The organism is Psychrobacter frigidicola (genome assembly GCF_007997305.1).
Taxonomy (GTDB): domain Bacteria; phylum Pseudomonadota; class Gammaproteobacteria; order Pseudomonadales; family Moraxellaceae; genus Psychrobacter; species Psychrobacter frigidicola.
Genome location: NZ_VORZ01000001.1, coordinates 80,989 through 107,048, shown reverse-complemented (window position 1 = coordinate 107,048; position 26,060 = coordinate 80,989). Strand labels below are relative to the sequence as shown.

General features: G+C 35.6%; 22 protein-coding genes. 2 read left to right on the top strand and 20 right to left on the bottom strand.

The window, feature by feature from the left end:
- Nucleotides 1-14: 14 nt before the first annotated feature.
- Nucleotides 15-878 carry a segregation and condensation protein A gene (locus ES754_RS00450; RefSeq protein ID WP_147223147.1) on the top strand — a complete coding sequence of 288 codons (864 nt, stop codon included), beginning with the start codon at nucleotides 15-17 and terminating at the stop codon, nucleotides 876-878.
- 74 nt (nucleotides 879-952) lie between these two features.
- On the top strand, nucleotides 953-1,561 hold the full coding sequence (scpB, locus tag ES754_RS00445; RefSeq protein ID WP_147221051.1) for an SMC-Scp complex subunit ScpB: 609 nt from the start codon (nucleotides 953-955) through the stop codon (nucleotides 1,559-1,561).
- A 487-nt stretch (nucleotides 1,562-2,048) separates the two neighbouring features.
- On the opposite strand, the gene ES754_RS00440 is transcribed toward scpB, so the two are convergent.
- The 20 genes from ES754_RS00440 to ES754_RS00345 all read right to left on the bottom strand — a co-directional run bounded on the left by ES754_RS00440 (nucleotide 2,049) and on the right by ES754_RS00345 (nucleotide 26,041).
- Complete coding sequence (locus ES754_RS00440; protein WP_170231065.1) at nucleotides 2,049-3,095, bottom strand: glycosyltransferase; 1,047 nt, start codon at nucleotides 3,093-3,095, stop codon at nucleotides 2,049-2,051.
- Nucleotides 3,096-3,244: 149 nt separating this feature from the next.
- Nucleotides 3,245-4,780, bottom strand: coding sequence for a lipopolysaccharide biosynthesis protein (locus ES754_RS00435; RefSeq protein WP_147221047.1), 1,536 nt, complete (start codon nucleotides 4,778-4,780; stop codon nucleotides 3,245-3,247).
- Between the two features lie 210 nt (nucleotides 4,781-4,990).
- Nucleotides 4,991-5,158 carry a hypothetical protein gene (locus tag ES754_RS12055; RefSeq protein WP_170231064.1) on the bottom strand — a complete coding sequence of 56 codons (168 nt, stop codon included), beginning with the start codon at nucleotides 5,156-5,158 and terminating at the stop codon, nucleotides 4,991-4,993.
- A 448-nt stretch (nucleotides 5,159-5,606) separates the two neighbouring features.
- On the bottom strand, nucleotides 5,607-6,551 hold the full coding sequence (locus ES754_RS00430; RefSeq protein WP_147221045.1) for an ATP-grasp fold amidoligase family protein: 945 nt from the start codon (nucleotides 6,549-6,551) through the stop codon (nucleotides 5,607-5,609).
- 1,145 nt (nucleotides 6,552-7,696) lie between these two features.
- Entirely contained in the window at nucleotides 7,697-9,631 is a 1,935-nt protein-coding gene (locus ES754_RS00420) for an acyltransferase family protein (protein ID WP_147221043.1), read from the bottom strand.
- A 168-nt stretch (nucleotides 9,632-9,799) separates the two neighbouring features.
- On the bottom strand, nucleotides 9,800-11,230 hold the full coding sequence (locus ES754_RS00415) for a capsule assembly Wzi family protein (RefSeq protein ID WP_147221041.1): 1,431 nt from the start codon (nucleotides 11,228-11,230) through the stop codon (nucleotides 9,800-9,802).
- A gap of 102 nt (nucleotides 11,231-11,332) precedes the next feature.
- The gene (locus ES754_RS00410) at nucleotides 11,333-12,544 is read right to left on the bottom strand and encodes a DegT/DnrJ/EryC1/StrS family aminotransferase (protein ID WP_147221039.1); all 1,212 of its coding nucleotides are present in this window, start codon (nucleotides 12,542-12,544) and stop codon (nucleotides 11,333-11,335) included.
- A gap of 27 nt (nucleotides 12,545-12,571) precedes the next feature.
- Nucleotides 12,572-13,324 (bottom strand): formyltransferase family protein, encoded by a 753-nt coding sequence (locus tag ES754_RS00405; RefSeq protein WP_147221037.1) that lies wholly within the window; start codon nucleotides 13,322-13,324, stop codon nucleotides 12,572-12,574.
- Nucleotides 13,321-13,653: an ead/Ea22-like family protein gene (locus ES754_RS00400; protein ID WP_147221035.1), complete on the bottom strand. Its 333-nt coding sequence runs from the start codon at nucleotides 13,651-13,653 to the stop codon at nucleotides 13,321-13,323. The genes ES754_RS00405 and ES754_RS00400 overlap by 4 nt, the downstream gene beginning before the upstream one ends.
- Nucleotides 13,646-14,242, bottom strand: a complete 597-nt coding sequence (locus ES754_RS00395) for a sugar transferase (RefSeq protein WP_147221032.1) — start codon at nucleotides 14,240-14,242, stop codon at nucleotides 13,646-13,648. The genes ES754_RS00400 and ES754_RS00395 overlap by 8 nt, the downstream gene beginning before the upstream one ends.
- Before the next feature lie 8 nt (nucleotides 14,243-14,250).
- Nucleotides 14,251-15,378: a glycosyltransferase family 4 protein gene (locus ES754_RS00390; RefSeq protein ID WP_147221030.1), complete on the bottom strand. Its 1,128-nt coding sequence runs from the start codon at nucleotides 15,376-15,378 to the stop codon at nucleotides 14,251-14,253.
- A gap of 1 nt (nucleotide 15,379) precedes the next feature.
- Nucleotides 15,380-16,270, bottom strand: a complete 891-nt coding sequence (locus tag ES754_RS00385; RefSeq protein WP_227677794.1) for a glycosyltransferase family 2 protein — start codon at nucleotides 16,268-16,270, stop codon at nucleotides 15,380-15,382.
- The gene (locus ES754_RS00380) at nucleotides 16,270-17,310 is read right to left on the bottom strand and encodes an EpsG family protein (protein WP_147221028.1); all 1,041 of its coding nucleotides are present in this window, start codon (nucleotides 17,308-17,310) and stop codon (nucleotides 16,270-16,272) included. The genes ES754_RS00385 and ES754_RS00380 overlap by 1 nt, the downstream gene beginning before the upstream one ends.
- 42 nt (nucleotides 17,311-17,352) lie before the next feature.
- Entirely contained in the window at nucleotides 17,353-18,447 is a 1,095-nt protein-coding gene (locus ES754_RS00375; protein WP_201538796.1) for a glycosyltransferase, read from the bottom strand.
- Nucleotides 18,448-18,653: 206 nt separating this feature from the next.
- Complete coding sequence (locus ES754_RS00370) at nucleotides 18,654-19,652, bottom strand: adenine nucleotide alpha hydrolase family protein (protein ID WP_147221026.1); 999 nt, start codon at nucleotides 19,650-19,652, stop codon at nucleotides 18,654-18,656.
- A gap of 27 nt (nucleotides 19,653-19,679) precedes the next feature.
- On the bottom strand, nucleotides 19,680-20,225 hold the full coding sequence (locus ES754_RS00365) for a hypothetical protein (RefSeq protein ID WP_147221024.1): 546 nt from the start codon (nucleotides 20,223-20,225) through the stop codon (nucleotides 19,680-19,682).
- Nucleotides 20,226-20,459: 234 nt separating this feature from the next.
- Nucleotides 20,460-21,395, bottom strand: coding sequence for a glycosyltransferase (locus ES754_RS00360; protein WP_170231063.1), 936 nt, complete (start codon nucleotides 21,393-21,395; stop codon nucleotides 20,460-20,462).
- 269 nt (nucleotides 21,396-21,664) lie between these two features.
- The gene (locus ES754_RS00355) at nucleotides 21,665-22,696 is read right to left on the bottom strand and encodes an NAD-dependent epimerase/dehydratase family protein (RefSeq protein WP_147221020.1); all 1,032 of its coding nucleotides are present in this window, start codon (nucleotides 22,694-22,696) and stop codon (nucleotides 21,665-21,667) included.
- 45 nt (nucleotides 22,697-22,741) lie between these two features.
- Entirely contained in the window at nucleotides 22,742-24,019 is a 1,278-nt protein-coding gene (gene tviB, locus ES754_RS00350; RefSeq protein ID WP_147221019.1) for a Vi polysaccharide biosynthesis UDP-N-acetylglucosamine C-6 dehydrogenase TviB, read from the bottom strand.
- 57 nt (nucleotides 24,020-24,076) lie between these two features.
- Nucleotides 24,077-26,041 carry a polysaccharide biosynthesis protein gene (locus ES754_RS00345; RefSeq protein WP_147221017.1) on the bottom strand — a complete coding sequence of 655 codons (1,965 nt, stop codon included), beginning with the start codon at nucleotides 26,039-26,041 and terminating at the stop codon, nucleotides 24,077-24,079.
- Nucleotides 26,042-26,060 lie beyond the last annotated feature (19 nt).

Below are 26,060 nucleotides of genomic sequence, written 5' to 3'. Positions count from 1 at the left end.
GCGGCCATACATCTATTACTGCCGATGTTTATGATATCGCCAATCCCCACAATACTGTAGCACTGCGTATCTATCAGACACCGGTACAGCACCTGCCGGAAGACTTGTATGTACCACCACAAGCGTTTGCTATTTGGCTCGAGCAATTTGTAGGACCACTAGATTTTTTATTATATTTGGTCAAGAAGAACAACGTTGATTTGACTCAAATGCCTATACTGCCTATCACTGAACAGTATTTAGCTTATATCAATGAGTTAGATACTGAGCATTTTGAATTAGCAGGTGATTACCTATTAATGGCATCAACCTTGATTGCTATCAAAACTGAGCTGTTACTGCCCACTCCGCAAACTCCTACTGATGAGTGTGACCCAAAGGCTGAGTTGATTGATCGCTTAGAAGCATACGCACAAATTAAAGAGGCGAGCCAGCGTTTGGACACTCTCCTCCGTCTTGAACGCGATGTATTCTTAGCGATGGTTAGCATGCCCAATCAAGATATTATGCGCACAGAGCTACCCAGTTACTCACCGACCTTATTGATTGATAGCCTATTTAAAATGCAACTCATACCAAATTATCAAATGCATACCATTAAGGTCGACGCTGTACCGCTGGCTGATCGGATTGTGAGTATTAGTCGTCAGCTAAGTATAAATGGCGCATGTTTATTTTATGAGTTGCTTGATAAAAGACAGGGTAGAATAGGAGCAGTGGTTAGCTTCGTGGCGGTGTTAGAGCTGATAAAAAGCCAGATGATAGAAGTAGTCAATACTGGCTTAGCCGATAAGAAATTAACTAAAGATAATACTAATCAAAAAGCTGAAGAAGAAGCTACTAATCTTAATCCATTAACCTTACAGTGGATAACCTAGAGCGCATTTAAAGACCATCGCAACTTCTTCAAAGCATCCTTTCTACCAAACCTTTTTTAAAGAGCAGTATAGTAATGACAATATCTAGTGATGCTACAACGGATAATGATAAGCAGAAAGTCTCAGCAGTTCTAAATCAACAAGACAAAGATATCAATAAGTACGAAACGATTAGCAAGTATATCGAAGTACTCCTTCACACCTCAGAAGCGCCGCTTACTGCAAATGCTCTAAAAAAATATTTGTCACTATCTAATAAAGAGCTGCAACTGGCACTGGATCAACTTCAAGAACGTTTAGAGGCTGGTGTATTGAGCCTTACTGAAACGGCCAGCGGCTACCGCCTACAAATCGCTGATGGCTATAGCGCGCTCATTCAGCGCGTATTTCCCCAGCGCCAAGAGCGGCTCAGCCAAGCACTACTAGAGACCTTAAGCGTCATTGCCTATAAGCAGCCAGTAACCCGTAGTGACATCGAGTATGTACGCGGTGTAACCTTATCGAGTAACATCTTACGACAGCTTTTTGATAAAGGCTGGATTATAGAAAATGGCCATAAAGATACTTTAGGTCGTCCGGCATTATTGCACACCACTCCTCAGTTCTTAGACGCTTTTGGACTGACTAGTTTAGATCTGCTGCCACCAATGCCGGATATGACAGTAACTAATGCAATAACTTAAAGGTCTGACTCTATAAAAAAAGACTTGTTAAGTTGATAAGTTCCTTTTAAATCTCTCATTAAGGCCAAACTTAATAAGTAGTAAGCTATAACTCATACATACTCAAATGTCTGTTAGCTTTATTGTTTAAAGTTTAGCGGTGATTAGTACTTATTGTCTTAGATAATGCATCTGTATGATATTGACACATTCTATAGGGGAGGTAGCTCGATTAGTGACTCTAACTGATCGATTCACTTCGAAATACTAAAGCTTGGATGGTACGTCACAATCGAGGATATAGCTTCCAAATTTATATCGAGTATTTTTTATACCAGACGTAGATAATCAATCAATTGACATCACTAACGTAGTCAATCGTAACCAAAGTCTTTTCTTACTGAGTACTGATGAGATTGACTAAGCTAGTAGCTGACTATAAAAAATGCCAATACAGACTGTAACTGCTATCAGTATTAAACTTTCATCTCCGTAATCCCTATTGGGATCATGAGCGTTTTAAAACTACTTTTAGTTTACGCCTAAGTAATAATACAGGATAAAATGAATCATATATTAAGTGCATATGGTCTTTTAAATAAAAAAGCATTTTCTGTTGCTTAAAGATAAATGCATAATTATAGCTTTTTTCAATTGCTTTACTAAAACTATTAAACTCTTTTTCTTTAAGATAATACAAAGCAAGTGTATAATACATAGCAGACAACTTTACAGACCAATCTAAATCCTCAAAGCCTTTAATTTTTCTTGATTTTTCTATTGTTTGCCGCATGGAAGCTATAAACTTTAATTGATTATCAATTTTATTACTAGCCATTGTTTCAGACCAAGAGTTTTTTGCTGCAAGCCGATAGACTGAGCCTACTTCAGGAGAATAAACGAATTTTCCAAAAACAGCGCAATATAACTCGATAAATGTATCACTTACAGGTGCACCGATAAACGCTTCTTCAGCATTGATGAGATAAGATTTCTTCACCATATATGAATGGGTCGGTGCAAACATACCTGGAACATTCAAAATATCTTGAGCTGTTACACTCTTTTCATTAGGGCCGTAATAACAATGTAGATCGGATAATAGCTCACCATCACGCAATCGCTCACCAGGAGCTACAACCATAGATATAGATTTATCACTCATCATCAAGTTGAATTGATTTTCGATCTTATCTTCATTAATCCAATAATCATCTCCTTCACATAAAGCAATATAATCACCATCAGATTCTTTTGCTGCAATTAGTATAGGTGATATTCCTTGACTGTACTTATTCTCATCTTGGTAAATACATTTTATTATATTTGGATATTTTAACCTATAACCTTCAATAACTTCTTTTGTTCCATCTGTAGATTTATCATCATGAATTAAAATTTGGTAAGGAAATGAAGTTTTTTGTACTAAAAAACTTTCGATGGTTTGACCTACGTAATCCTTTTGATTATATGTCGTACATAAGAATGTAACTGATGGGCTACTCCAGTCAGCTTTAACTCTATCTAATATTTCAAACTCGCTGAGTAAGTTCACTATTATTCTACCTATTAATTAAATTTATAAAATAAATTATTATTGATTCATTTCTACAAAAAATAAAACCAATTACGGTATTAAGATTAAAAACAAATATATTAAATTACGACTAATTACTTATAACTTAAAAAATATCAACCTTTTAGCTAACTCATAGCTTTTGTACGCTTTCTTTTTATTTTATTTTTAACATTCCCTCTAATAAAGCTTGAAGACAAGCTACTTACTGCCATTACTATCGTTCCCATAATCATTAGTACAAGAAATATAACTGGCCGAGAAAAGTTATTCGTTTCTGGATATAGATACTGCATTAGCAATGCAATTAATGTTACAGCTAATACGATAATCAATATATCATTAAATAACCACTTCCAATGTAAACCTGGTGCGAAATAATGATGTACGATAGGCGTCCAAACCAGTCCCCAAACTACTCTCAGTATAAACCATGTAATACCAGCACCTAATGCTCCATAGTTTAATGCAGCATAAACTATAATTGGCACTTCAACAATTGCTGAAAGAGTAGCACCTAATATATGTAGTTTTAATTTACCATGTGCTATTTGCAAATAATATTGAAAAGCTATAATTGCTAAAATACCATTACCTAGAGCAAACCAAAAAAGTATTTCTTTTGACCAACTGGCTGCTTCTTTGTTCCCTGTCCAAGCATAAATTAATGGCTCCGCAAAAAAAGCAACCATAATAGAGACTGACATTGATACCCAAGTCACAAGCTGCGTTGCATTACGATAAAGGACAAGCATATCTACTTCTGAACCACCTGATAATAGATAGGTCATACGCGGTTGTATAGCATTACTAATAGGTCCAGTAATGGCGTTAATAGCGGATGCTATTATAACGACTAAACTAAAGTATCCGAACTCTGCAAGAGTTAGAACACCTGATAAAATTAATTTATCTACTTGAGAGACAAATATCCAGATACCCGCTGTATAAGCTACGCCCAACGCAAAAGGTGCAACAGATTTAACACTATCCCAATGAAATGAGATGACATGAATAGGTACTTTGGATATCGGTAGCTTCGTATAAAAACGCATCATTACAACAACAAGCTCAATTGATCCAATAACAAGCTGATACTCAAAGAAGTGTTGTATATCATTACTAATAAAGATTAGTAATATTAAAGCGCCAACGAACTTAAGTGTCATTAAAAGAATATTAGCAATGTTTAGCCAAACTTGGTCTTCAAGACCATTAATACCGCTACGATATAAGCCCGAAAACCAGCGCAGGCCAATCATTACACCCATTAGTTTGATACAATAGGCTATCACATCAGTTGAGAGTAGCTCAGCATTGATCCAATCATTAGCTAACCACGTACTAGCAAAATAAACACCGGAAATAGCAATTAGCGCTAAACCGAAAAATATTATTTCGAAACTTTTTAATAACTTTCGAAATTCATCAAAGCCTTTCGTTTTGCCACGTGCATGCGCAATTTGTCGACCTAACGTTGGTGTTAAGCCTATATCTAACAGATTCATCCAAGTTTGCAGCAAAGCAAAGAAACCTACTAACCCATAAGCTTCTACACCCAAGTGCTGTAAATATAATGGTGTAACAATTATACCAATCAGCATTACATATGCTTGGCCAAAATAATTAGCTATAGCATTTCTTTTTAGAGAAGGATTTTTCAATGTTTTCTCTTAAATTTCCATTTTTATATTATAATTTTTAAAACACGATTAGATTGTACGTACCGTTCTTTAAGTTAATTATTTTATAATTTTCTATTAATGTATGAGTAAGTAATTATTATAGTCTTCAATATTATAGTTATGGAGTACGATAATTACTTACTAGACTTCGACACAAAACAGCAGTTCTTTAATAAATATTTTATAACCTTAATAGACTTTTTGCTCTTTAATTATTTTTGCTAGTATGCCACAATAAACTCCAAAATCACGATAATTTCTTATTATCGAACTTAAAGCACCAATAGCTACACCATCTTCAGGAATTACATTTGATAGCACGACTGATCCTGCACCACCTGTAAGTAGAACTCTCATTAAATTTATTACCTAAAATAATTGAAGTACTGGAGTAATACTACCCTCTAATAACTTCATTAATTAAAAACTCAAAAAAAGCTTTGGCTTTGCTTGTAATAGCCTAAAAACGCCATCCTACCTCAGATGCAGACTCAAAATAAAACCAAGTTCTAATCAGATTAACATTATTAGTTTGCAGTGCCCCTTAATTCTCTCTTTAGAAAATACATTGCCGTACATCTTATTCACATAATCAGTGAATGTGTAAAGTATCAATGGAAGTGATCTAAATTATCTTTATTTTTAAAAACGCTCAATGAATGTTATAGGTAGCAGTAAGGAACGCATGCGTAAAGCTTGGCGCCTTGGAGATCTGATGTAGTAGTCCTTTATATTCTAATACGCCATTGATATTAGGTTTACAGTGGTAAGGATTGACTATATCAATGATAATATGAACTATTTTTTATTTAATATCTAACCAACTTGATACTAAGAGGTCAGCTTCTTCATTGCTAAATTGCTGTGTACCTCCACTTGGGTAAAAGGTAATTTCACCAAAACTTATTTTACCTTCATTATTATATAAATCTACTCGGCAAAAAATAAATGGATTAGCTATTTTTTCAGCATATTCAATCATCAGTTGTAAATTATCAGGCTTTTCAACTAAGCTTTCATCGAAGTTCTCTCTACCAACTGTGAAATCTTGTAGATTAAATTGTTCATCATATATGTTTCTTTTAGAATTTGGATTATGTTTACCATCTTCTGATGCCGTATCTGTATCAACAAATATCAACTTAACCTTACCGTGAAAACAAAAAAACCTATAATCTAGTAGCGTCGATTGACTCTCAATAAAGTCTTCTACTAATATCTTAGGTACAATATTTTTATAATTCCACTCTCTAGTTTGATGGTAATAATTTACCTTTAAAGCTTTATTAAATTCTTTATTGAAGCGCTTTCTATTAAAACTACTTTCATTTTTTGAATCAAAAAATGCATTAACACCTGAAACGTGATTACATTTTATAAAAAACTTACCATTCATTTCACTAAATGGCACATCTTCGGCAGTATCATAAACACCTCTGATTGGATTAGATAAACAACCTAAACCAATTTCATCTAAATATTTATGTACTTCAACTTTATCACTACACTTTGTCATTAAAGGTGTTCTATAATTTATCTTTAACCACCATAACTTCTCATTGAATGTAATTGGATTTTTTAAATTTAACTTAAGTTTTGTAGCATCATAATACTTCATCTTTGCATATAGATCATCACTAATAACACTTGAATAATTAGCTTTAACGTTATTAAGTAAGGAATAGAGTCGACCAAAAAATATATTAGTATGGGAAATATCTCTAAACTTACGCTTGATAAAATAAGTCATTGAACAACCTTTAATTTTAGAAACCACATTTGAAATACACAACACTTTTAATCACAGTGTTTTAATAATTAACAACTTATAAATTGGCTTACAATACTCTTTATATAAAAATCAAACTATGCTAAAAACAAAATAACTTGCTTAAAACAGGTTAATTCAGTTACTGACTGGATTTTTACGTTAAGCCTCTTGCATAAGTCATAACTGAAGCTCGAAATTGATATAAATATTATACTTTTTATTAGCAGATATTTAATAAAGTTACAAACCCAATAACTGTAGCGTCATACAATAAGTCCAAAATAGAAATAGTATCATACTTTCAAAGCAAGTAAAGCGAAATAAAAACGATGACCTATTCAGGAGACTTTCGTAATCAAGCTATTAAAAAACTTCAAACAGCAAGATATAAGTATTCAGTAAGCTTGTGTGTTCTATAGTATTAGCAGAAGCATACTACAGCGCTGGCTCATAGACTCTAGCATCCAAACCACCAGATACAAAGTGCCAACCAGTATATCTAATGAAAATATTTAAAGACGTGGAACAATATCCAGACGATTATCTGTATGAGTGAGCACAGCGTCTAAACTGTAGCAAATCAGGCATGGGCTATGCTTTGAAAAGATTGAATATTAGCAAAAAAAAGATATAGGCATAGTCATCCTCTGTTATTTCTAGCACCCTATAGTCCTACTCTAATCTAAACCCTACCGACAAGAAATGGGCACAAGCTAAATCTCTGCGTCAAGGTTGGATGGAGAATGATATGCCTAAACTATCTCATAATATGGGTTATGTTTCTTTTATTTTGGATTGACTATAACACTATAGACCGCATTGGTAGAGCTAAACGCGTTAGGCCTCGCACGCAGCCTTTCATATTTTAAAAACCATTAATGTTGGATGGGTAGTGGTAAGAATTGAGAGTCGTACTACATCGGACGCTACTCAATGCTGTAAGAATTCTAAATGTTAGCACACAGCTTTGCAATTTTCGAGGCTAAGCCTATTACTATCAATAAAATTAAAGCTTTCCCAAGGTCACTTTTCATGGATTCAATTTACTTAATATCTCATCCCAACTCAGTTATGATAATTTTTCGTTTGGTATAGAATACATATCCCATAACAGCATTTTAGCCCTATCTAAAGACTTCATCATAAATAGGTGAAATTAGTTCTGAACCATAACTACTTAAATGATCATCATCAAAATAAAGTGGAACTCCATCAACATCACCATAACAGTAGCCGTCATCGCATAGAATTGGTGTAGGGTCTAATATTTTTGCTCCACAGCGCGCTGCAGCATCATCTTGCATTTTAAATGCGGCGGTATGACGCTGGTTGTATTCATCGCGTGTTATCTTGATATGTGTATCCTTACCAAAAATTAAACTTCTAAACATAGTGTTTGGCACATGCCGTTTAACCTCAGGCGTTGGCCTTACTAAGTAAACAGGATTATTCTGGGAAAAATCACAAACCGTATTAATCATATGGTTAGTTATATTGTTTACATACTCATTACTTCTTTTTTTGAAAACCTTATCAACGAATGTTGGAGGTTGTCTATCATCATCAACTTCATTGAATCCAAGTAGTGTTGAACTAGTTCTATTGATAATAATCACAGGTATATTAGGGTATTTACTTGCTGATATATCAATAGCATTCGATACTAACTGTCCACAGTTTAAATCCACATTTCCTCTATTATTAACAATTTGTTTCATACCTTTGATTGTCACACAATTATCTAGGCCAAAACTTAAAATACTACCATGATGTAACTTAGCACTTTCTCCAATAGCAACCATCTGAGCATTAGCGTGACTATCACCAATAACAATGGCTTTTACTGGACCATCACCGTAAAGACATTTTGGAGAGACGCCGTTTTCCACTTTTCCACAAACTGGTTCTCTAGGATCTCTCAGCTTCTGCTCTATTATCAAGATCTGGTCTGCCGATAAGCGATAAGAAGTAAAGGCTTGAGAACTTACAAACAACATGCTTCCTAATAGTCCTACAATTCCCGCAATATATATCGGTTTACTTCGAAAATAGCTAAATAAACTAGAAAAATCATTCCTAAACCTAATTTTCTCCACATATTTATAGCTTAGGAAACCAAGAAGTATGGAGAGTGCCATCCCCGGATAAATATAATATTTAGGTAATGGGAATATGTAAATAATGACCACGAGAGGCCAGTGCCATAGGTAGATAGAATAAGACCAAGCCCCTATTTTTTGGAATACAATATTACTTGTAATGATACTGTCATTACGCTGAGCTTGAATAATAAGAAACGAGCCTAGAACAGGGAATAGTGCTAAATAACCTGGCCAAGGGTCTTCTGCCGATATCAAGAAGTAAGAGCCAACGATTAAAGCAATTGCTGTCCACTCTACCAACTTCTTTCTATTCTCTTGCAATGTAAAAGGATAAAGATAAGCAACCCCGCCAATCATCATCTCCCATGCCCTAGCAGACAGTAGGAAATAAGAAGCATTAGGCCACTTGTAGGTAGAAACAACACAAAAAATAAAGCCTAAAACCGTTCCTACCAACAGCATTATCTTCATGGTTTTAATAGACAAGAACTTACGCATACCAACCAGTAATAACGGGTAGACGATATAAAACTGCCACTCCACCGATAGTGACCAAGTATGTAAGAGCCACTTTTCATGAGAAGCTGCATCAAAGTATCCAGCTTCTCTCCAATAAGCAAAATTAGATAAGAAACTAACACTACTGGCAGCATGCTTACCTAATGCTTTATATTCTAGTGGTGTGAGATAGAACCAACCAAAGACTATCAATACCAAGCAAAGCAATGCCAAAGCAGGAATAATCCTATTAGCACGAGCGACATAGAACTTCAAAATAGAAAAATTCTCTTGCTCGATACCTCTAAAGATAATTCCAGTCATCAAAAAACCTGAAATCACAAAAAATACATCAACGCCAGCAAAGCCACCAGGCATCCAAGACGCATTAAAATGGAATAGCACAACAGCAATGACTGCGATTGCCCGAAGGCCGTTAATATCTTTTCTAAACTTCATTTCAACACTACCAGAAATTTAATATAAAATTATTATTCATTATTTTTTTAATGAATATAACATTGTGAATCTACTCCAGGCTACGCTAGAATCATTTTATTTAGACCAAAAAACAGGGTTTGCTAAAAGCTTAACAAACCCTATTTTAGAAGCTTCAGAAAACCAAGCTCAATAAGTCTTAAGCTCTAGCCCTATTCCTGCACCTACATCAGTTGACTCTATTTTTGAGTCCACTGCCCAAAGTCTAGTTGTGATTAGCGCTTGTGGTTTTAGTTGATGATCCCACGAAATATCGATAGCTTTTAGGGTATCTGTATTTGGAAAAGCTTGATTGGTATCTCTGTCCGATTCATTCACCTTGGCATACTGCAACTTTGCTCGGATAAAGTCATTATTATTTATCCAAAGTTTACTGCCTACAGACATACTTCGGGTATCGCCTCCTAAAGCGTGACCAAGAGGATAACCTTGCTGATAGTAACCATCTGTATAATTAAAATGATTATAAGAAACTCCTCGTGCTTTGCCACTGGAGCGCGTATCCGCATACTCAGTATATAATTGATAAGGCATATCATAAATCTCAGAGGCATAATCTGCTCCGAGCAGATACATGTTTTTGGCAGGCAGACCACCCGCTTCATCCTCACCTACATACTGAGCATAGACCGCAGCTGGTATATTCACTAAAGGCGCAAGGTTCATTCGCGCATCGAAACCACCGAGCTGGTTAGCAGGGTCTTCCTTGCCAGTATCGCCATTGTCTTTTGTTCCTTTTAATGCATCCACAAAAGAACTAAAACTTTGCGGTCGGCCGTCACCGCCCCACATAAAAGTACGGGACGCCCCAAGTTCTAACCATGGCAACGGGGCTGCCGTAAGACGCATACCAAATAGTTTTGTTTTTGGTACAGCGGCATAATCATCAAGCTGACCACCGAATAGTTGATATTGCCATGGCCCTACCCATGATAGATACTTTGAGGTGGGCGCTTTTTGCTCATCACGCTGCATAGTAACACCAACCACAGGACGGCTGGCATCACCTCGGATAAGGCTACCGTCATTTCCAGGTCCCCACCATGTAGGAATTTGCCCCGCTATCAGCCATTGATTAGCAGCAGTACCAGCAATATAAGACCCTTCAAAGCTGACATCGTCATCATTTATCAAATCATCTTTTTTTACATTAGCTTGTAAGTTTGCTTCCCACTGCTTGTCACTAAAGCCTACTTGTACAGTAGCTTGTTGTCTCGCCATTTGATCATCAGCAAATGTTTGCGGAAGCTGCTGTCGATCCGTCTGAGCATATAGCCCTACAGAAGCATTAACGCCGACTTGAGTACTTTCATTCAGCATAGCTCGAACAGATTGTAGTACTTGCTGCTGCGCAGGGGTTGACGCATTAGCAGACTGCAAGGCTCGACCGATTTCATTAGCAGTTAGTGGCCATGTACTGGTACTAATTTGAGTGACGCCTTGAGTGTTTAACCAATCAAGGTCTGACTTAAGTCTCATATCGTTCATATATAGACTCTGTGCTGATGCTAGCACTGATACCACACCAAAACCCAATAGAATGCTCAGTTGTTTATACATAATTGGCTACTTTTATAAATGTGTATGGTGATAACGTGACATTTGATAGCGAGCAAACCTCTCTCACTCCACTATCAAATGATAATGACGATGGGATATGACTCAAGCTTTATTCAAATTATCTATCTTAGTAAATACAGTATCAATCGCTTCTACCGTCTGCTTAATCTCTGATTCAGTAAGCGTTGGATGTACCAAAAACATCAAACTAGTCTCTCCCAGTTGTTTAGCCATTGGCAATCTAGGCTCTGGGCGCAGACCCGTATTATCAAAAGCTTTTTCTAAATATACTTCAGAAGCTGATCCAGAAAAGCAGGGTACATCGAGCTGATTAATCTCTTCAATAATTCGGTCACGCGACCAGCCAACAGGTAAGTTTTCTGTCTGTACATAAACGTACAACTTGTAATAAGCATGCTTAGAGTCAGCAAACTCCGCAGTGTCTTCTAACTTGGGCACAGACAAATAACCTTTCGCAGCCCATTGATCACACGCCTGCAAGATTGCTTGCGCATTAGCAGTACGACTCGCGGTCCAATCGCTCATACGTCCAAGTTGAATTCGACCGATTACTCCTTGCATCTCAAGCATGCGCCAATTAGTTCCAAAGCTCTCATGTAACCAGCGATAACCAGGAGGATGTTCTTTTTCATAGACCGCAGCATAACTTTTGCCGTGGTCTTTATACGCCCACATTTTGCGCCATAGCTGTTCATCATTGGTGGTGACCATACCGCCTTCACCACCTGTAGTCATGATCTTGTCCTGACAAAAGCTCCATGCACCAATATGACCAATACTGCCCACACTACGACCTTTATAAGTTGCACCATGTGCTTGCGCGCAGTCTTCAATAACATATAAATCATGCTTATTTGCAATCGCCATCATCGCGTCCATATCACATGGCCAGCCTGCTAGATGCACACATATGATAGCTTTGGTCTTATCAGTCAGTACCGCACTAATTGTTTCAGCAGTGATATTACCTGTCGCTTCATCAACATCAGCAAAGATAGGAATGGCACCAGCATTGACTACACAGGAGATACTAGCTATAAAAGTACGTGGGGTGACGATAACTTCATCGCCAGTACCAATATTGAGTGCTTGCAAGGCGACATCTAGTGCCAACGTACCATTACCTAAAGCAATGGCATAGTTACTATCTGCCCAGTCAGCAAACTCCTGTTCAAACTGACGACACTCTTGCCCTGTCCAGTAGTTCACTTTATTAGATAATAGGACTTGGCTAACAGCATCAGCCTCTTGCTGAGTGAAACTCGGCCACGGTGAAAACTTTGTATTTAGCATACAGCTCCTTCATTTTACTACTTTAATTTAATTAGCTATTATATTCACTTGTATACTATATTTTTTTCCATCTACAATGAAATAAGCAGCTTCGTTAACATCATTTGTCGTAAGGGCTCTAAGCTTGTCAATAAGTTCCAAAGGTAATATTTTATTATCCATATCAATTTGTTGAATTCTAGACAAAGCTTTTTTGTTGTAGCTGGTACCCTTGCCACTTTGTTGTATTCTTTTTGGGTTTAATGATACTAATTCTGGTAGTGCATCAATAAAAACCTTTTTTTCTAATTCTAGAACGTTTTTATATAGCTCATTTGCAGTGAAACATGGTTCTACTTCTATTTCTGCCTGAGCTACTATATCACCCCCATCGAGCTCTTCACTCATAAAATGTAGAGTTGCTCCATATTTTTTCTTATCAATAATGGCCCAACTTGGCGTATGCCAACCTTTATTATAAGGTAGATAAGCTGGGTGTAAGTTAAGAAAGCCAATCTTCGGTATAGAAAGCACATTTTCATAAATAATATAAGGGAAATGAATCCCAAAGATATAATCCACCTCGTAGTCATTTAATACATCTGCATTTTTTGGATCATTCATAAAGCTCATATTATAAATACTTTTTTCTTCTAAACCGCTTATCTTAATAAGTTCTTGCTTATGACTTGAACTTTTAGAATCACCAACAATTAAGAAGCTTGGCTTATACCCTTCATTAATTAAAAAGCTCAATATCTCTACTGATAGCTGTCTATCGCCCGCAAAACCGTATTTCATTCTTTTATACTCTCTAAAAAATTAGAAGGGTAAGGTATGCTATTTTTTAAAGAATCAAAAGAGAATCGGTCTTCTATGTTTTCTACTTCTTTCTCTAAAGCAGAAAACTGTAAAAACCAGTCTTCAAGATGAAATAAATAGTCAAATACCTTTGTTGATATCTCTTTAGTCATAACTTCTAGTTCTAATAAGTGATTTAAGCAAGTATACACTTTTTCATTAGCGTGAAAGATATGTAGGGCGTGATGGTAATTCGGATGTTCAGAATATATGTGGTACGCTGCTTCAGATCGCTCTATATTATTAGTAAGGGCTGTATAGTCAGACATTATTACCTCTAAAATTTTCGACAGTAACGTGATTAGAAGCCTTTATATCCTCTGCCTTAAAGACTTTACCAACTGTTTTAAATAAAATCTTGATATCTAACCATAATGATTGATTTTCGACATACCATATATCAAGCTTAAACTTCTCTTCCCAACTGATAGCATTTCGCCCATTGACTTGAGCATACCCAGTGATACCAGGACGTAGCAAATGGCGACGATTCTGTTCTTGATTATATAACGGAATGTATTCCATAAGCAGTGGACGAGGTCCTACTAGGCTCATATCACCTTTTACTACATTCCAAAGCTCTGGTAGCTCATCAAGACTACTACTGCGTAGCTTCTGACCAAATGTTGTGAGGCGGCCACTATCTGGCAAAGAATTACCATCGGTATCTTTAGAATCTATCATAGAACGAAACTTAATCATCTCAAATGGCACACCATGCTTGCCAGGACGTGTCTGCCGAAACAGCACCGGTGACCCAAGGTTTTTATTAACCTTATAAACCAAAAAACCATATACCGGAGATAAAACAACTAATGCTGTTGTTGCAACAGTAATATCAAATAGTCTCTTTAACATTTTAGCTCCTATAAACCCATCAGCTTTAATAAGCGCTGATTGACTTTATCAGCATCAAATTTTTCTTGTGCTATTTTATAGCTTTCATAACCCATTCTTTCAATCTGATCAGGATGATCAATAAAATAAATCATTTTTTCAGACAAAGCTTGTGGGTTCCATTTTTCAACTAAAAAACCGTTTAAGCCGTCGATGACCGTTTCGCGACAGCCCGGAACATCAGTAGTAATAATAGGACGCCCAATCGCCATTGCTTCTTGAGTACTACGTGGTACTCCTTCGCGATAGTAAGAAGGCAAGACAAACACACTAGATTTTGCTATCCATTCTGACACATTGTTAACATGACCAGGATATTCAACAATATTCTCTTCTACTAATCGCTCTAGTTCTTTCTCTGTTAAGGCACCTAAAGCTTCTTTATCTATTGTACCTAACACAATAAACTTAGTATCTGGATACTTATCCTTCACTATTCTAGCAGCGGCTATATAATCATGTATGCCTTTTTCAGCTAATAAGCGAGCGATAAAAATAAAAGTTATATTTATGGGATATTGATCTGAATAACAATATTCTTTGAGATTTAGTCCTATACCACCTAATACACTTAACCCTTTAACATTTATATTATTAACAGTCAATAAATCGTTCGGATCATCAGGATTCAAGAAGATAAGCTCATCTAATTGAGGTAATGCTATTTTATAAAGAAGCACTTGGAATCGTTTTATGATTTGGGTTCGCTTACTCAATCCTTCAGGTTGCTCAGTAAATGTATATCCTAGTCCTTCTAACATTCCTATAACTTTAGGAACTTTTGCTAACTTGGCGGCTAAAGTACCAAAAATTATCGGCTTAGAGAAATATGAAAATACCAAGTCTGGAGCTATCATTTTAATTTTTTTAGTTAACGAATGAGTTGCCTTTATATCTGCTATAGGGTTTAATCCACCTCGACTTAGCTTATAGGTGACTGGTATTGCTCCTAAACCTTCTATCTCTTTCAATTCATTTATACTATATTCAGATGTAAATGCATACACATGATGTCCACGAGCTATAATCTCCTTGATTAAATCAGATCTAAAACCTAAAAAGCTACTAGCTACGGTACCTATCAGAATAATCTTCATATTATAAAACTCTCATTTTCTTTATTTCTATAATATTTTTTTTGTAATAGTCTAAGTCCTCTTGACTATACTTATCAGACCTAAGAAGAAGTAATAACTTTAACAATCCAAACTTATTTAAAGATTTTACTATTAATTTTTTCAACTGAAATTTATTTATGATTTTGTTTTTCTTGCTTTTTGTTATAACATCTTTATAGCTATTGTTTATAACTTCAATTTGAGTGTTATAGCCTTTAATTAATTTTGTGATTGTTACATTTTCAGCTACTCTATACCAATATAAAGGCTCTTCAATCACTATATAATTTAAATCATTATTCTTTGCAGACTTCAACCAGAGTTCAAAATCCTGTGCTATTACCCTATTTTCATTGTATTTATTCCTAACACACCAACTTTTACGTGCTAATAAAGAAGCGTGTAACAAATTAGTAAGTCCATTCAGAATCATTTCTGCGTCCATTTGATAATTTTTGCCTAACCTCACTCCAGTTAGCTCATTATCTTCACCTATTGTTAAACATCCGGTAGTGACAAGGTCTATTGCACTATTTTTTTCCAAAATATTTAACTGCTTTTCAAGTCGATCATTACTCATTAAATCATCTGCATCCATACGGGCGATATAATCATATTTAGATGCCAAAATAACTTGATTTAAGCGAGCTGCTAAACGTTTATTTTCTCCATCAGATAAAACCCTAATGCGACTATCTTTTTCTTCATATGACTTTGCTATTTCTAATGAGCGATCAGTCGATCCGTCATCTATTAAAATAAGTTCCCAATAGGGATGGGTTTGAGCCAACACCGAACATATTGCATCTTCTAAATACTTTTCATCATTAAAAAAGGATATACCAATAGAGATATAAATTTGCTTATTCATTAGAAAATCTCAAAAATAGGGTTAATAATATATGGAGTTAAATCACTAAATCTAGATACTGTTAGAATGAAGTAAGTTAAAATGAGCCCTACGAAAAGGCTAGAAAACAAAGTATTATTGATTTTTTTAAACACTATAGGTAATACTAGAATTAACGGCCATATAAAATAAGTAAGAAGTCTTTGCGGACCTGATGGATTTGTACCTAGCATAGCAACTGGTATAATAAAAGCCACACCAACAGCATAAAATGTAAAAAGCCTATCAAAATTCTCTTCTTTAATTCTATAAACATTGCTAATAAAGTATATAAAAATCATTATTATAGCAAAAAAGCTTAGTACCAATAAACCTCCAGGTTTTTCTGATACTTCCGTATAAACCTCATACCTTTGATTACTTTCTGCAAAATAAGAAACTAAAAAGCTACTTGAAACCAGAGAACCGAAAAAAGATATTAGAACCTTATAAATCATTTTTATCTTTATAGTAGATAATAAATAGAATGGAATCATAAACAGGGCACTAACATGGAAAAGAGAAGCAAGTAAGGATATCAATACATAAGGAATAATTCTCTTTTCTAGCAAATAAGGAGTGGCTAATACAAAAATAGCCATAGCTAAGCCTTGCCGCAGTCCATTAAAAAAGAATATATAAGTACCAAGAGTTATAAACAAGAAAACAGACAATAGGTAATTTACACTATATTTTTTAATCATTTTTAAATAGCAATAAACAACTATCAAACCAGTAATAAAAAACAGCCAGAAATAGTTACGTGTTAAGCTCAATATACTATACTGTAACAGTTGGTAACCAACCTCTACATCATCTCTAAATTTAAATTCCCCAATATCCAGTGGATTAATAAAACTTCTCACATAGCCTGGTGAATCAGTACCAACATAATAACTTCGAATACCCGCAAACAATGCCAAAACTATGAGAGGTAACCAAAAAGATTTGCGATTAAGGACTTTCTGTTCTAGAGTAATCCAAAACATTACAAAACTGAGAACTAATAAATATGGAAGCATTTATTCCTCTATAGAAGTTTCTTAAAACATACTGGTGCTTAATTATAAGCTCATGTACATTTTAGCTAGTTTTTCTGCACTTAAAGCCACATCAAAACCGCCTGACTTCAATACATTTATTATTTCTTCGTTAGATATATTAGATTGTTTATTTTCTAATAAATGATCGGCCCATTCGACAGCGGAGTCAATGGGCAAAAAATCAACTAAACCAATCCCTAAATCTACTTCAGCTGGTACCTCTTTCGAAACTATCGTCATTAACCTAACGGTTTGACTTTCTACTAATACTACGGGAAAACCTTCAGATAAAGACGGCATTATCATATAGTCTGCACTGGCCATTAATTCGGTAATGTCCGTGCGTAGCCCTAAAAACTTAACATTATCTAGTAACGAGGTATCTTGGGCTTGTTGCTTTAGATCTTTTTCAAGCGGGCCTTGACCAATAATATATATTGTAAAGTTTACTTGACGCTTCTTAAGTTCTTCAGCAATCTTTAGAGAAAAAGTATGGTTTTTGACTTTATATAAACGACCCACTTGAATGATTTTTAGACCATTGTCACTAAATTCGCGATTTATATAATCACGAGAATTTTCAGCGACTGTTACCATTTCTTGTATATCAACAGCGTTCGGTAATAATAAAACATTTCTTGTAGTACCAAATAAATACTGTGCAGCTAATTCACCACATGCTATTTTATATGTTGCTATGTGACGGTTAGTTATTAAGGCCCACTTCTCATATATTTTTTCTACTATACCTCTTTTACCATTCTTAGTGCTATGTGCATGTGAAATAAGGTGCTTAACTCCAGCGTTTTTAGCAGCGAGTAAATGGAAAGCATTACTTAATGACATATGAGCATGTACGATTGTATACTCAGGATGTCGTTGTAAGAATTTTTTTAGTTTCAGCATTCGTGTAATTGGATTACTGGCTATAATTGGAATAACTTTTCCACCTAATGCTATAATCTCAGCATCGTAATCACCCGTTTCATCTGTAAAAGTTATAAAATCAAATTGGATCTTATTGCGGTCAGTATGCCGATATAAATTCATCAGCATAGTTTCGGCTCCCGCACGATCCATTTTACTTATAATATGAAGAACGCGTTTAGGAAACATCAGTAGTCCACCTTAATTTTATTTGAATCAGTCTTATACATAGTTATAATTTTTTCTGCAAGAGTAATACGATAAGCTATGGTTGTCGAAGATAATATTTTTACTTGTTTAGATTTAATATAAGCCTTAATTGAAGTTGGTAGATAGTTTGATAGTAACGCTTGAATTTTTTTGGAAACTACTGTTTTTCTAGAAACTGTCACATGTTATTGATTTGATGATAAGGACTTTTGCTCAGAGAGAAGCCTTTGAATAGATGTAACTAAATCTGAAGAAATATACTTACTTTCTTCCAAAGATTTAAGCTGTTTAAGTAAATACTTTTGGCCCTGCTTGTTATTAAAATATGAGTCCATTGAGCGCAACGAGCCAGCTGCTTTGGAAGATGTGCCACTGCGGTCATACTTTTTCCAAAGTTTTCTGATATGTAGTTTGTCTCCTTTTTCTTTATCAGGTAGTCCCATATAAAGCTTAAATAACGTCCAATTTAACATTGGCGTTCTATTTTCTGTAAATCCGCTTATTTGATGTGAAAATGCTGCAAGTACTATAGGTACACGAATACCTGTGAAAGTTCGATCTCTCCATCTTGTTAGCGACTCTCCATCTAAACGCTTAGTTAGGAATTCACTCTGTAGCTCAGAATATTTTTTTACGTTAAAACTATCTATATTTGAATAGTCACTAAACAGTTCTAGACCCATCATTATCCTAATTTGAAGCTCATCAAGGCAAAATCCGGCAGGGAATGGAATATCACCTCTCACGATCATTCGATACCCATTCTGAAAAAATTTATCCCACATCTTAAAACCATCTGTAAATGCATTAAAGTGGTCAATACGACCTTCACTTGCTTCCACGAAACTATCTAAAACTTGGTTGTAAGAGTCTATATGAGCAGGCAAGGACATATCCAATAAGTCTTTACCATAAAAGTCTGCTACACGCTGGGCAGCTACTTTATCATCAAAAACATCTTCTCGGTTCGCTACTCCCCAGTTAACAAGAGTCAACTTATCATCGAGGTTGGCTTTTTTACTGAGCGCCAACAGTAAGCGACTATCCAGTCCTCCAGACAATGGCATTAAAACCTGTCCTTTGGGATAACTGTTAACAATCTGATCCAGCGAAGTAGTTACTTGTTGTTCATACAAATCAAGATAATCACTCATTTTAGTACTACCTGACAACGGAAGTTCCATACCAGGCTTCTGCTTTGAGTCTACACACTAATTAGCAACGTCCAGTCTGTATTCTAAATGTGGAAGTACCTGCTTAACATCTTTATCCCAAGAAATAAACGGTCCCTGACACCCTGATGATAGATACCAAGCAAGCGCCTCTTCATTAAATTGAAAACTGCCTTTTAGAGCAACAATCGCACGCTGTGAGGTAGAAACGATAACAGCACTCTCGTCACAGTAGTACCATAAAGTTCGTGATCCGAACTGGTCTGAAAAGAATGACAACTCATTTTCAGTATTTTTAATAACAGCATAAGAACCATCAGACTCAGAGTTGAACAAATCTGAGCCGTTATAATTTGACTGCTGAACCCATCCGATCACTAACGCGCCATGCTCGGGTTTAGCAGTACTCTCGCTATTCTGGATAGCATAAAAAGAGTTTGAACCTTTTGGCCATACCGCTACTGTATTTTTACTTTTTCCTTTAATTGCTACAGGTGTTAATAAATCACAGACCTGTTCAAGCTTTGAGAATATTTTTGATGGTTCAACGGATTGGCGAATTTTCACAAAAACATATTGTGCCATTGAGTTTAATATTCCATAATTTATTAATTGACTAAGATCTAAATTAGATGTGGTATGCTTGCCCGTAGCACTTCAGTTGTTATAATACGTACTACTCTCGAAAAGTAGAAATATTTTTAATTATAAAGACAATTAAATAAGACTGAACCTTAATATATTTAATATTTTGTTAAAGTTAAATAGCATAGTCTCAGAACGAGCCTAGTTTAACTTTTCAAAAAATATAGTATTGTTTTATATTAAAATATCTAACCATCTTTCTTTAAATGCTTCCAAACTAAATTTATCAGCATTCTTTAATGCATTTAGATGTAGGTTCTCATATAAAAGACTATCACTTATTATCAATTTCATCTCGTTTGAAAAGGATTCAGCTTTTCTATCAAAGTCTGCAATTAAAGCTGAATCATCTACCAGCTCTAAAACTCCTGGTAAATGGTTAAAAACTATGGCTGGCAATCCATAAGCTTGACTTTCAATCAGAACTAATGGAGTCGCTTCTTTTCTAGAAGGTAATAAAAACACAGACGCGTCTTTGTAAAAATCCTGTATATTCTTTACTTTACCGTATAACTCTATGTTTTTAACATTTCTAGTGTTTACTAAATGTTTTAGATTTAACATTTGATCTTCATTCAGACCTACTATACGCAACTTCCAGTCAGTATTTAAAGTTACCCAAGCATCAAGCAATATATCAAAACCTTTAACATTAGTAATATTACCAATGGCTAGAAATGTCTTTAAGTGCATTTTATTAGACTTATCTATATCATTTGTATCTATAGATAATGGGTTATATATTAGCTCAGATTTATTTTTTGCAAAAAAACTATATTTGCTCCATGCCATCACCTCATATTTAGATAAAAACACTAATTCTTTACAGCGTATTACTGAATAATGCCGGGAGATGGTAAAAAGCACCTTTTTAAAGTTGTTTTCAATTGAAAAATGTTCCCAAAGAATTATTTTAGTAAATCTTGGAACAAAAAAACCATTTAATATTAAAGAGTTAGAATCCAAATTAATATAATATTTAATTTTATTACATTTTAATATTTTATAGATCTCTAAGTTTGTATTTAGATATCCTGGTGTAGCAGGCAAAACATCTATTTTAATACGTGAGTCAAGAGGAAAAAAAGAATCACCTTTAGAATGAACCATTATGATTATATTAAAGTGGTCCACTAATAAATTGCAGAGACAACACAACATCCGCTGTGTACCCCCTGAGTTCTCTAAATCAGATATTAAAAAACAAATGTTTGATTTCATATTTATTCAACCAAGATTTTATAGAATAGAGAAGATAATATAGACGTAATTTTAAAAATATCATTTAAACGTGTATTTTTAATTATACTTTCTAGAATATAAAACCTTTTAAACATACTAACGTTTAGTTAGAAAACTTTCTTTATTTCTAATAGTTTTTAACCTGAAAAACTAACATACCAAGGCATAGCATTGGCAATGCCGTCTTTAATAACAAATTTAGGATTATAGCCCAGTAAAGTTTTAATTTTGCTTATATCAGCTTGCGAATGTTTTACATCGCCTACACGGAATTCACGGTATACAGGTTGCTTGTTATAGACAATACTATTATCCGCTAAGGCTGTCTTGATAGCTTTGAATAATTCATTTAATGTTGTTCTATCACCGACTGCTACATTATAAACTTGGTCTTTAGCTTCTGGATTACGGGTAACCGCTGCTAAGATATTAGCCTGTACCGTGTTATCGATATAACAGAAATCACGACTCGTTTCTCCATCGCCATTAATATAGACATCATCTCCTGCAATCATGGCAGCAGTCCATTTTGGAATAACCGCAGCATAAGCACCCTCTGGATCTTGGCGTCTACCAAAAACATTGAAGTAGCGAAGACCAATAGATTCAAATCCATAGGTACGAGCAAATACTTCAGCATAAAGCTCATTAACATACTTAGTTACTGCATAGGGAGACAAGGGCTTGCCAATAGCATCTTCAACTTTCGGTAACGCTGGATGATCTCCATAAGTCGAGCTACTAGCTGCATAAGTGAAGCTTAAAACTTTGGCATCACGTGCCGCAGTCAGCATATTCAGAAATCCTGAAATATTGGTCTCATTAGTAGCAATAGGATCTGCTATAGAACGTGGTACAGAGCCAAGTGCTGCTTGATGCAATACATAATCAACACCTACACACGCCTGATGACAGTCATCTGACTTTCTAATATCACCTTCAATAAAACTAAAGTTTTGCCACTGGGCTGCGCTGACTAATGACTGGACTTCATCCAAGTTCTTCTGATAACCAGTAGCGAAGTTATCTAGACCAATAACTTTTTGGTTAAGCTTTAATAAAGTCTCAAGTAAATTTGAGCCGATAAACCCTGCTACTCCAGTGATAAGCCAAGTCTTTGTATCAGTTAGCAGTACTTGTTCAATTTGTTCGTAATTAATATCTTTCATCGTAGCTATTTTCCTTATTGCTTATTATTTAAACTGAACAATTAACTATAGGCGGATATCAGTTTTATCTTTTGCAAACATATATTTTAGATCATAGAGAACATGATCGTCTTTACCAAGACGGCGAATATTATCTATGCCCATTTTGATAAACTCTTGATGCGCAACGGCTAGAACAATACCATCATAATGATTAGGTAGGGGCTCAGTGATAGGAATGACATTATATTCACGCTCAGCTTCAAGTTTATCCACCCAAGGATCATAAATATCGACCTCGATATTGTATTCTTGTAGCTCATGTACGATATCTATGATTTTAGTGTTACGAACATCTGGGCAGTTTTCTTTAAAACTGAGTCCCAGTATTAATACCTTTGCACCTTCGACTTGAATACGCTTTTTTATCATCGTCTTGATGAGCTGAGTCGTTACATAAGCACCCATACCATCATTAAGACGTCTACCAGCAAGGATAATTTCTGGATTATAGCCGATAGCTTGTGCTTTGTGCGTCAAGTAATAAGGATCAACGCCAATACAGTGCCCACCTACTAAGCCTGGACGAAAGGGTAAGAAATTCCATTTCGTCCCTGCTGCTTCTAATACAGCTTCAGTATCTATATTCATCTTATTAAAAATGACTGCTAGCTCATTGATAAGAGCAATATTGACATCTCTTTGTGTGTTTTCAATGACTTTTGCCGCTTCTGCTACCTTGATAGACGGTGCTTTATGGGTTCCTGCGGTGATAATTAGGTTGTAGACTTCATCGACGAAATCCGCTACTTCAGGAGTAGACCCTGCAGTCACCTTTAGGATATTAGTTACCCTATGTTCTTTATCACCTGGATTAATACGCTCAGGGCTGTAGCCTGCATAAAAATCTTCATTAAAAACAAGCCCGGATATTTTTTCCAATACAGGGATACAGACCTCTTCCGTAGCACCTGGGTATACGGTAGACTCATAAACCACAATGTCACCTTTTTTCAGTAGGCTACCAATAGCTGTTGAGGCCTTTATCAGCGGAGTCAAGTCTGGCTGCTTATATTCATCGATAGGGGTAGGCACAGTTACAATAAAAAAATTGCAGTCTTTAAGCGCTTGGATATCTGAGCTGTAGCTCAAATATGATGACTGTGACAGCTCTTCATTACTAACTTCTAACGTATGATCTATACCTGACGTTAAATCAGAAATACGGTCAGTATTAACATCGAAGCCAACTACTGAGTTAGTCTTACCAAACTCAACTGCAAGGGGTAGTCCCACATAACCAAGACCAATCACGGCTATCTTAATGTTATTGATATCTATCATAGTATTCCTTTGAATTATATTAGCCGTATTTAATTTAATATATTATATGCTCTAGTATTATATAGGTGTAGAACCCTCTTGGTAGCCTACAACAAAGTGTTTAAACTGTTGTTTTAGCCATATAACATCATGTTCTCGCTCTCTATGAGAGAGCTCAAATAAGGTATTTTCAATATCGTCCAACGGGAAGCTTTGTTCCATTGCCTGCATAATTAATGGATGATAAGTTTCTTTGACATTATTTTCATCAATAATGAGTTCTTCGTAGAGCTTTTCGCCTGGCCGCAGTCCAGTAAATAGAATCTCTATATCGCCATTCGGATGGTCATTATCTTTAGTCTCGCAGCCACTTAGGTGTATCATGCGACGCGCAAGATCGACAATCTTGACAGGCTTACCCATATCGAGTACAAATACTTCACCACCCATTGCCATAGCACCCGCTTGGATCACTAAATTAGCAGCTTCCGGAATAGTCATAAAGTAGCGTGTGACATCTGGATGTGTGACTGTAATAGCGCGACCTTGCTCAATTTGCTTAGTAAACAAAGGTACAACTGAGCCTGATGAGCCCAGCACATTACCGAAGCGTACCATGCTAATATTAGTATGGCTATTCCTCTGTTCTGCTTTACTTAACCCTTGACATATCAGCTCAGCTAAACGCTTAGACGCTCCCATTATATTGGTAGGTCTCACTGCTTTGTCAGTAGATATTAGTACAAAGGTTTCAACCTCAGCACCAATAGCAGCGCGAGCACAATGGTAAGTACCTTTAGCGTTGTTGATTACCCCTTCAAAAGGGTTGTACTCGACAATAGGAACATGTTTATAAGCAGCAGCATGATATACCGTTTGAATGTGATGCTTTTTAAATATTCTCAAGAGTTTATCTTCATTGGTAACATTACCAATAATGGCTACTATATTTATATTCTGATATTCAATATTTTTCGCTTGTGTCGCTACAAGCTCTTGATGAATGCTGTACAAAGCAAACTCTGATAACTCATAAAGTATTAAAGTTTTGGGTTTGTTTTTAATAATTTGCCGACATAGCTCACTGCCAATAGAACCACCTGCGCCAGTAACCAGCACACATTTATCGGTAATGTTTTTTTGTAGCAAGTCAGCATCTGGTTCTACTGTTTGTCGATCTAATACATCTAGTATGTCTATTTTACGCATATTGCTTACAGTAACTTTTTCATCAGCAATCTCTTGTAGACTAGGTAGCTCTTTAATCTTAATAGAAACATCTGCTAGCTCATCTATAATCTGTCTTTTACGTGCACGGCTAATAGATGGCACAGCCAAAAATACCTGTGCTATATCCAGCTTATCTACCAAGCTTATTAGTTTATTAGCCGCATAAATTCTTTTACCAAGTAGATATGCACCTGTCAGTTGCGGATCATCATCAACAAAAGCAACTACATTGTACTTGTGAGAATTTTTTAGTCCTTCCAGTAACTCCCTACCTGCCTCTCCTGCCCCGTAGATAATAATGTTGTCATAACCGGTATAATCTCTAAGACGTTTTTGGCTTTTACCCTGCCAGCGCGTTAATAGCTCTTTGACAGTTAGTCGACTGTTCCATACCCAAACAAAAAACATGAATAAAAATATAATAGGCACAGTGTGTGGAATGCTAGGCAATAACTCAAATTGAATAATGGTTTCATAAAGAACAATAAGGATAATAAATAACTGTAACACCCTACCCATTACTGCATCAGAGAATACTCTAGCCACACCTTTATAAAAACCAATAGCATAAAGACCCACTACTGGAAGCAGCGCATAACCAAAGAGAGCTATGGGGCTAACATGATTACTAATATAACCATAACGTAATGCAAGAGCAAAAAATAAGCAGATAGCTGACATGATGAAATCGGCGCTTATCAAGATCCCGCGCTTAACACTACGTGGTAACGCTAATAGATATTGAGCACTACTCTGAAACCAGGTATTGGTAATTTTATGATCATAATTGCTATCGTTGGAATTCGACTTCATGAATATAACACTCACTTAC

Excerpts from the sequence above, each read along its gene's own strand:
- scpB (WP_147221051.1), top strand. The coding sequence starts at position 953 with ATGACAATATCTAGTGATGCTACAACGGATAATGATAAGCAGAAAGTC.
- ES754_RS12055 (WP_170231064.1), bottom strand. The coding sequence starts at position 5,158 with ATGAGAGTTCTACTTACAGGTGGTGCAGGATCAGTCGTGCTATCAAAT.
- ES754_RS00430 (WP_147221045.1), bottom strand. The coding sequence starts at position 6,551 with ATGACTTATTTTATCAAGCGTAAGTTTAGAGATATTTCCCATACTAAT.
- ES754_RS00420 (WP_147221043.1), bottom strand. The coding sequence starts at position 9,631 with ATGAAGTTTAGAAAAGATATTAACGGCCTTCGGGCAATCGCAGTCATT.
- ES754_RS00415 (WP_147221041.1), bottom strand. The coding sequence starts at position 11,230 with ATGTATAAACAACTGAGCATTCTATTGGGTTTTGGTGTGGTATCAGTG.
- ES754_RS00410 (WP_147221039.1), bottom strand. The coding sequence starts at position 12,544 with ATGCTAAATACAAAGTTTTCACCGTGGCCGAGTTTCACTCAGCAAGAG.
- ES754_RS00405 (WP_147221037.1), bottom strand. The coding sequence starts at position 13,324 with ATGAAATACGGTTTTGCGGGCGATAGACAGCTATCAGTAGAGATATTG.
- ES754_RS00400 (WP_147221035.1), bottom strand. The coding sequence starts at position 13,653 with ATGTCTGACTATACAGCCCTTACTAATAATATAGAGCGATCTGAAGCA.
- ES754_RS00395 (WP_147221032.1), bottom strand. The coding sequence starts at position 14,242 with ATGTTAAAGAGACTATTTGATATTACTGTTGCAACAACAGCATTAGTT.
- ES754_RS00390 (WP_147221030.1), bottom strand. The coding sequence starts at position 15,378 with ATGAAGATTATTCTGATAGGTACCGTAGCTAGTAGCTTTTTAGGTTTT.
- ES754_RS00385 (WP_227677794.1), bottom strand. The coding sequence starts at position 16,270 with ATGAATAAGCAAATTTATATCTCTATTGGTATATCCTTTTTTAATGAT.
- ES754_RS00380 (WP_147221028.1), bottom strand. The coding sequence starts at position 17,310 with ATGCTTCCATATTTATTAGTTCTCAGTTTTGTAATGTTTTGGATTACT.
- ES754_RS00375 (WP_201538796.1), bottom strand. The coding sequence starts at position 18,447 with ATGTTTCCTAAACGCGTTCTTCATATTATAAGTAAAATGGATCGTGCG.
- ES754_RS00370 (WP_147221026.1), bottom strand. The coding sequence starts at position 19,652 with ATGGAACTTCCGTTGTCAGGTAGTACTAAAATGAGTGATTATCTTGAT.
- ES754_RS00365 (WP_147221024.1), bottom strand. The coding sequence starts at position 20,225 with ATGGCACAATATGTTTTTGTGAAAATTCGCCAATCCGTTGAACCATCA.
- ES754_RS00360 (WP_170231063.1), bottom strand. The coding sequence starts at position 21,395 with ATGGTTCATTCTAAAGGTGATTCTTTTTTTCCTCTTGACTCACGTATT.
- ES754_RS00355 (WP_147221020.1), bottom strand. The coding sequence starts at position 22,696 with ATGAAAGATATTAATTACGAACAAATTGAACAAGTACTGCTAACTGAT.
- tviB (WP_147221019.1), bottom strand. The coding sequence starts at position 24,019 with ATGATAGATATCAATAACATTAAGATAGCCGTGATTGGTCTTGGTTAT.
- ES754_RS00345 (WP_147221017.1), bottom strand. The coding sequence starts at position 26,041 with ATGAAGTCGAATTCCAACGATAGCAATTATGATCATAAAATTACCAAT.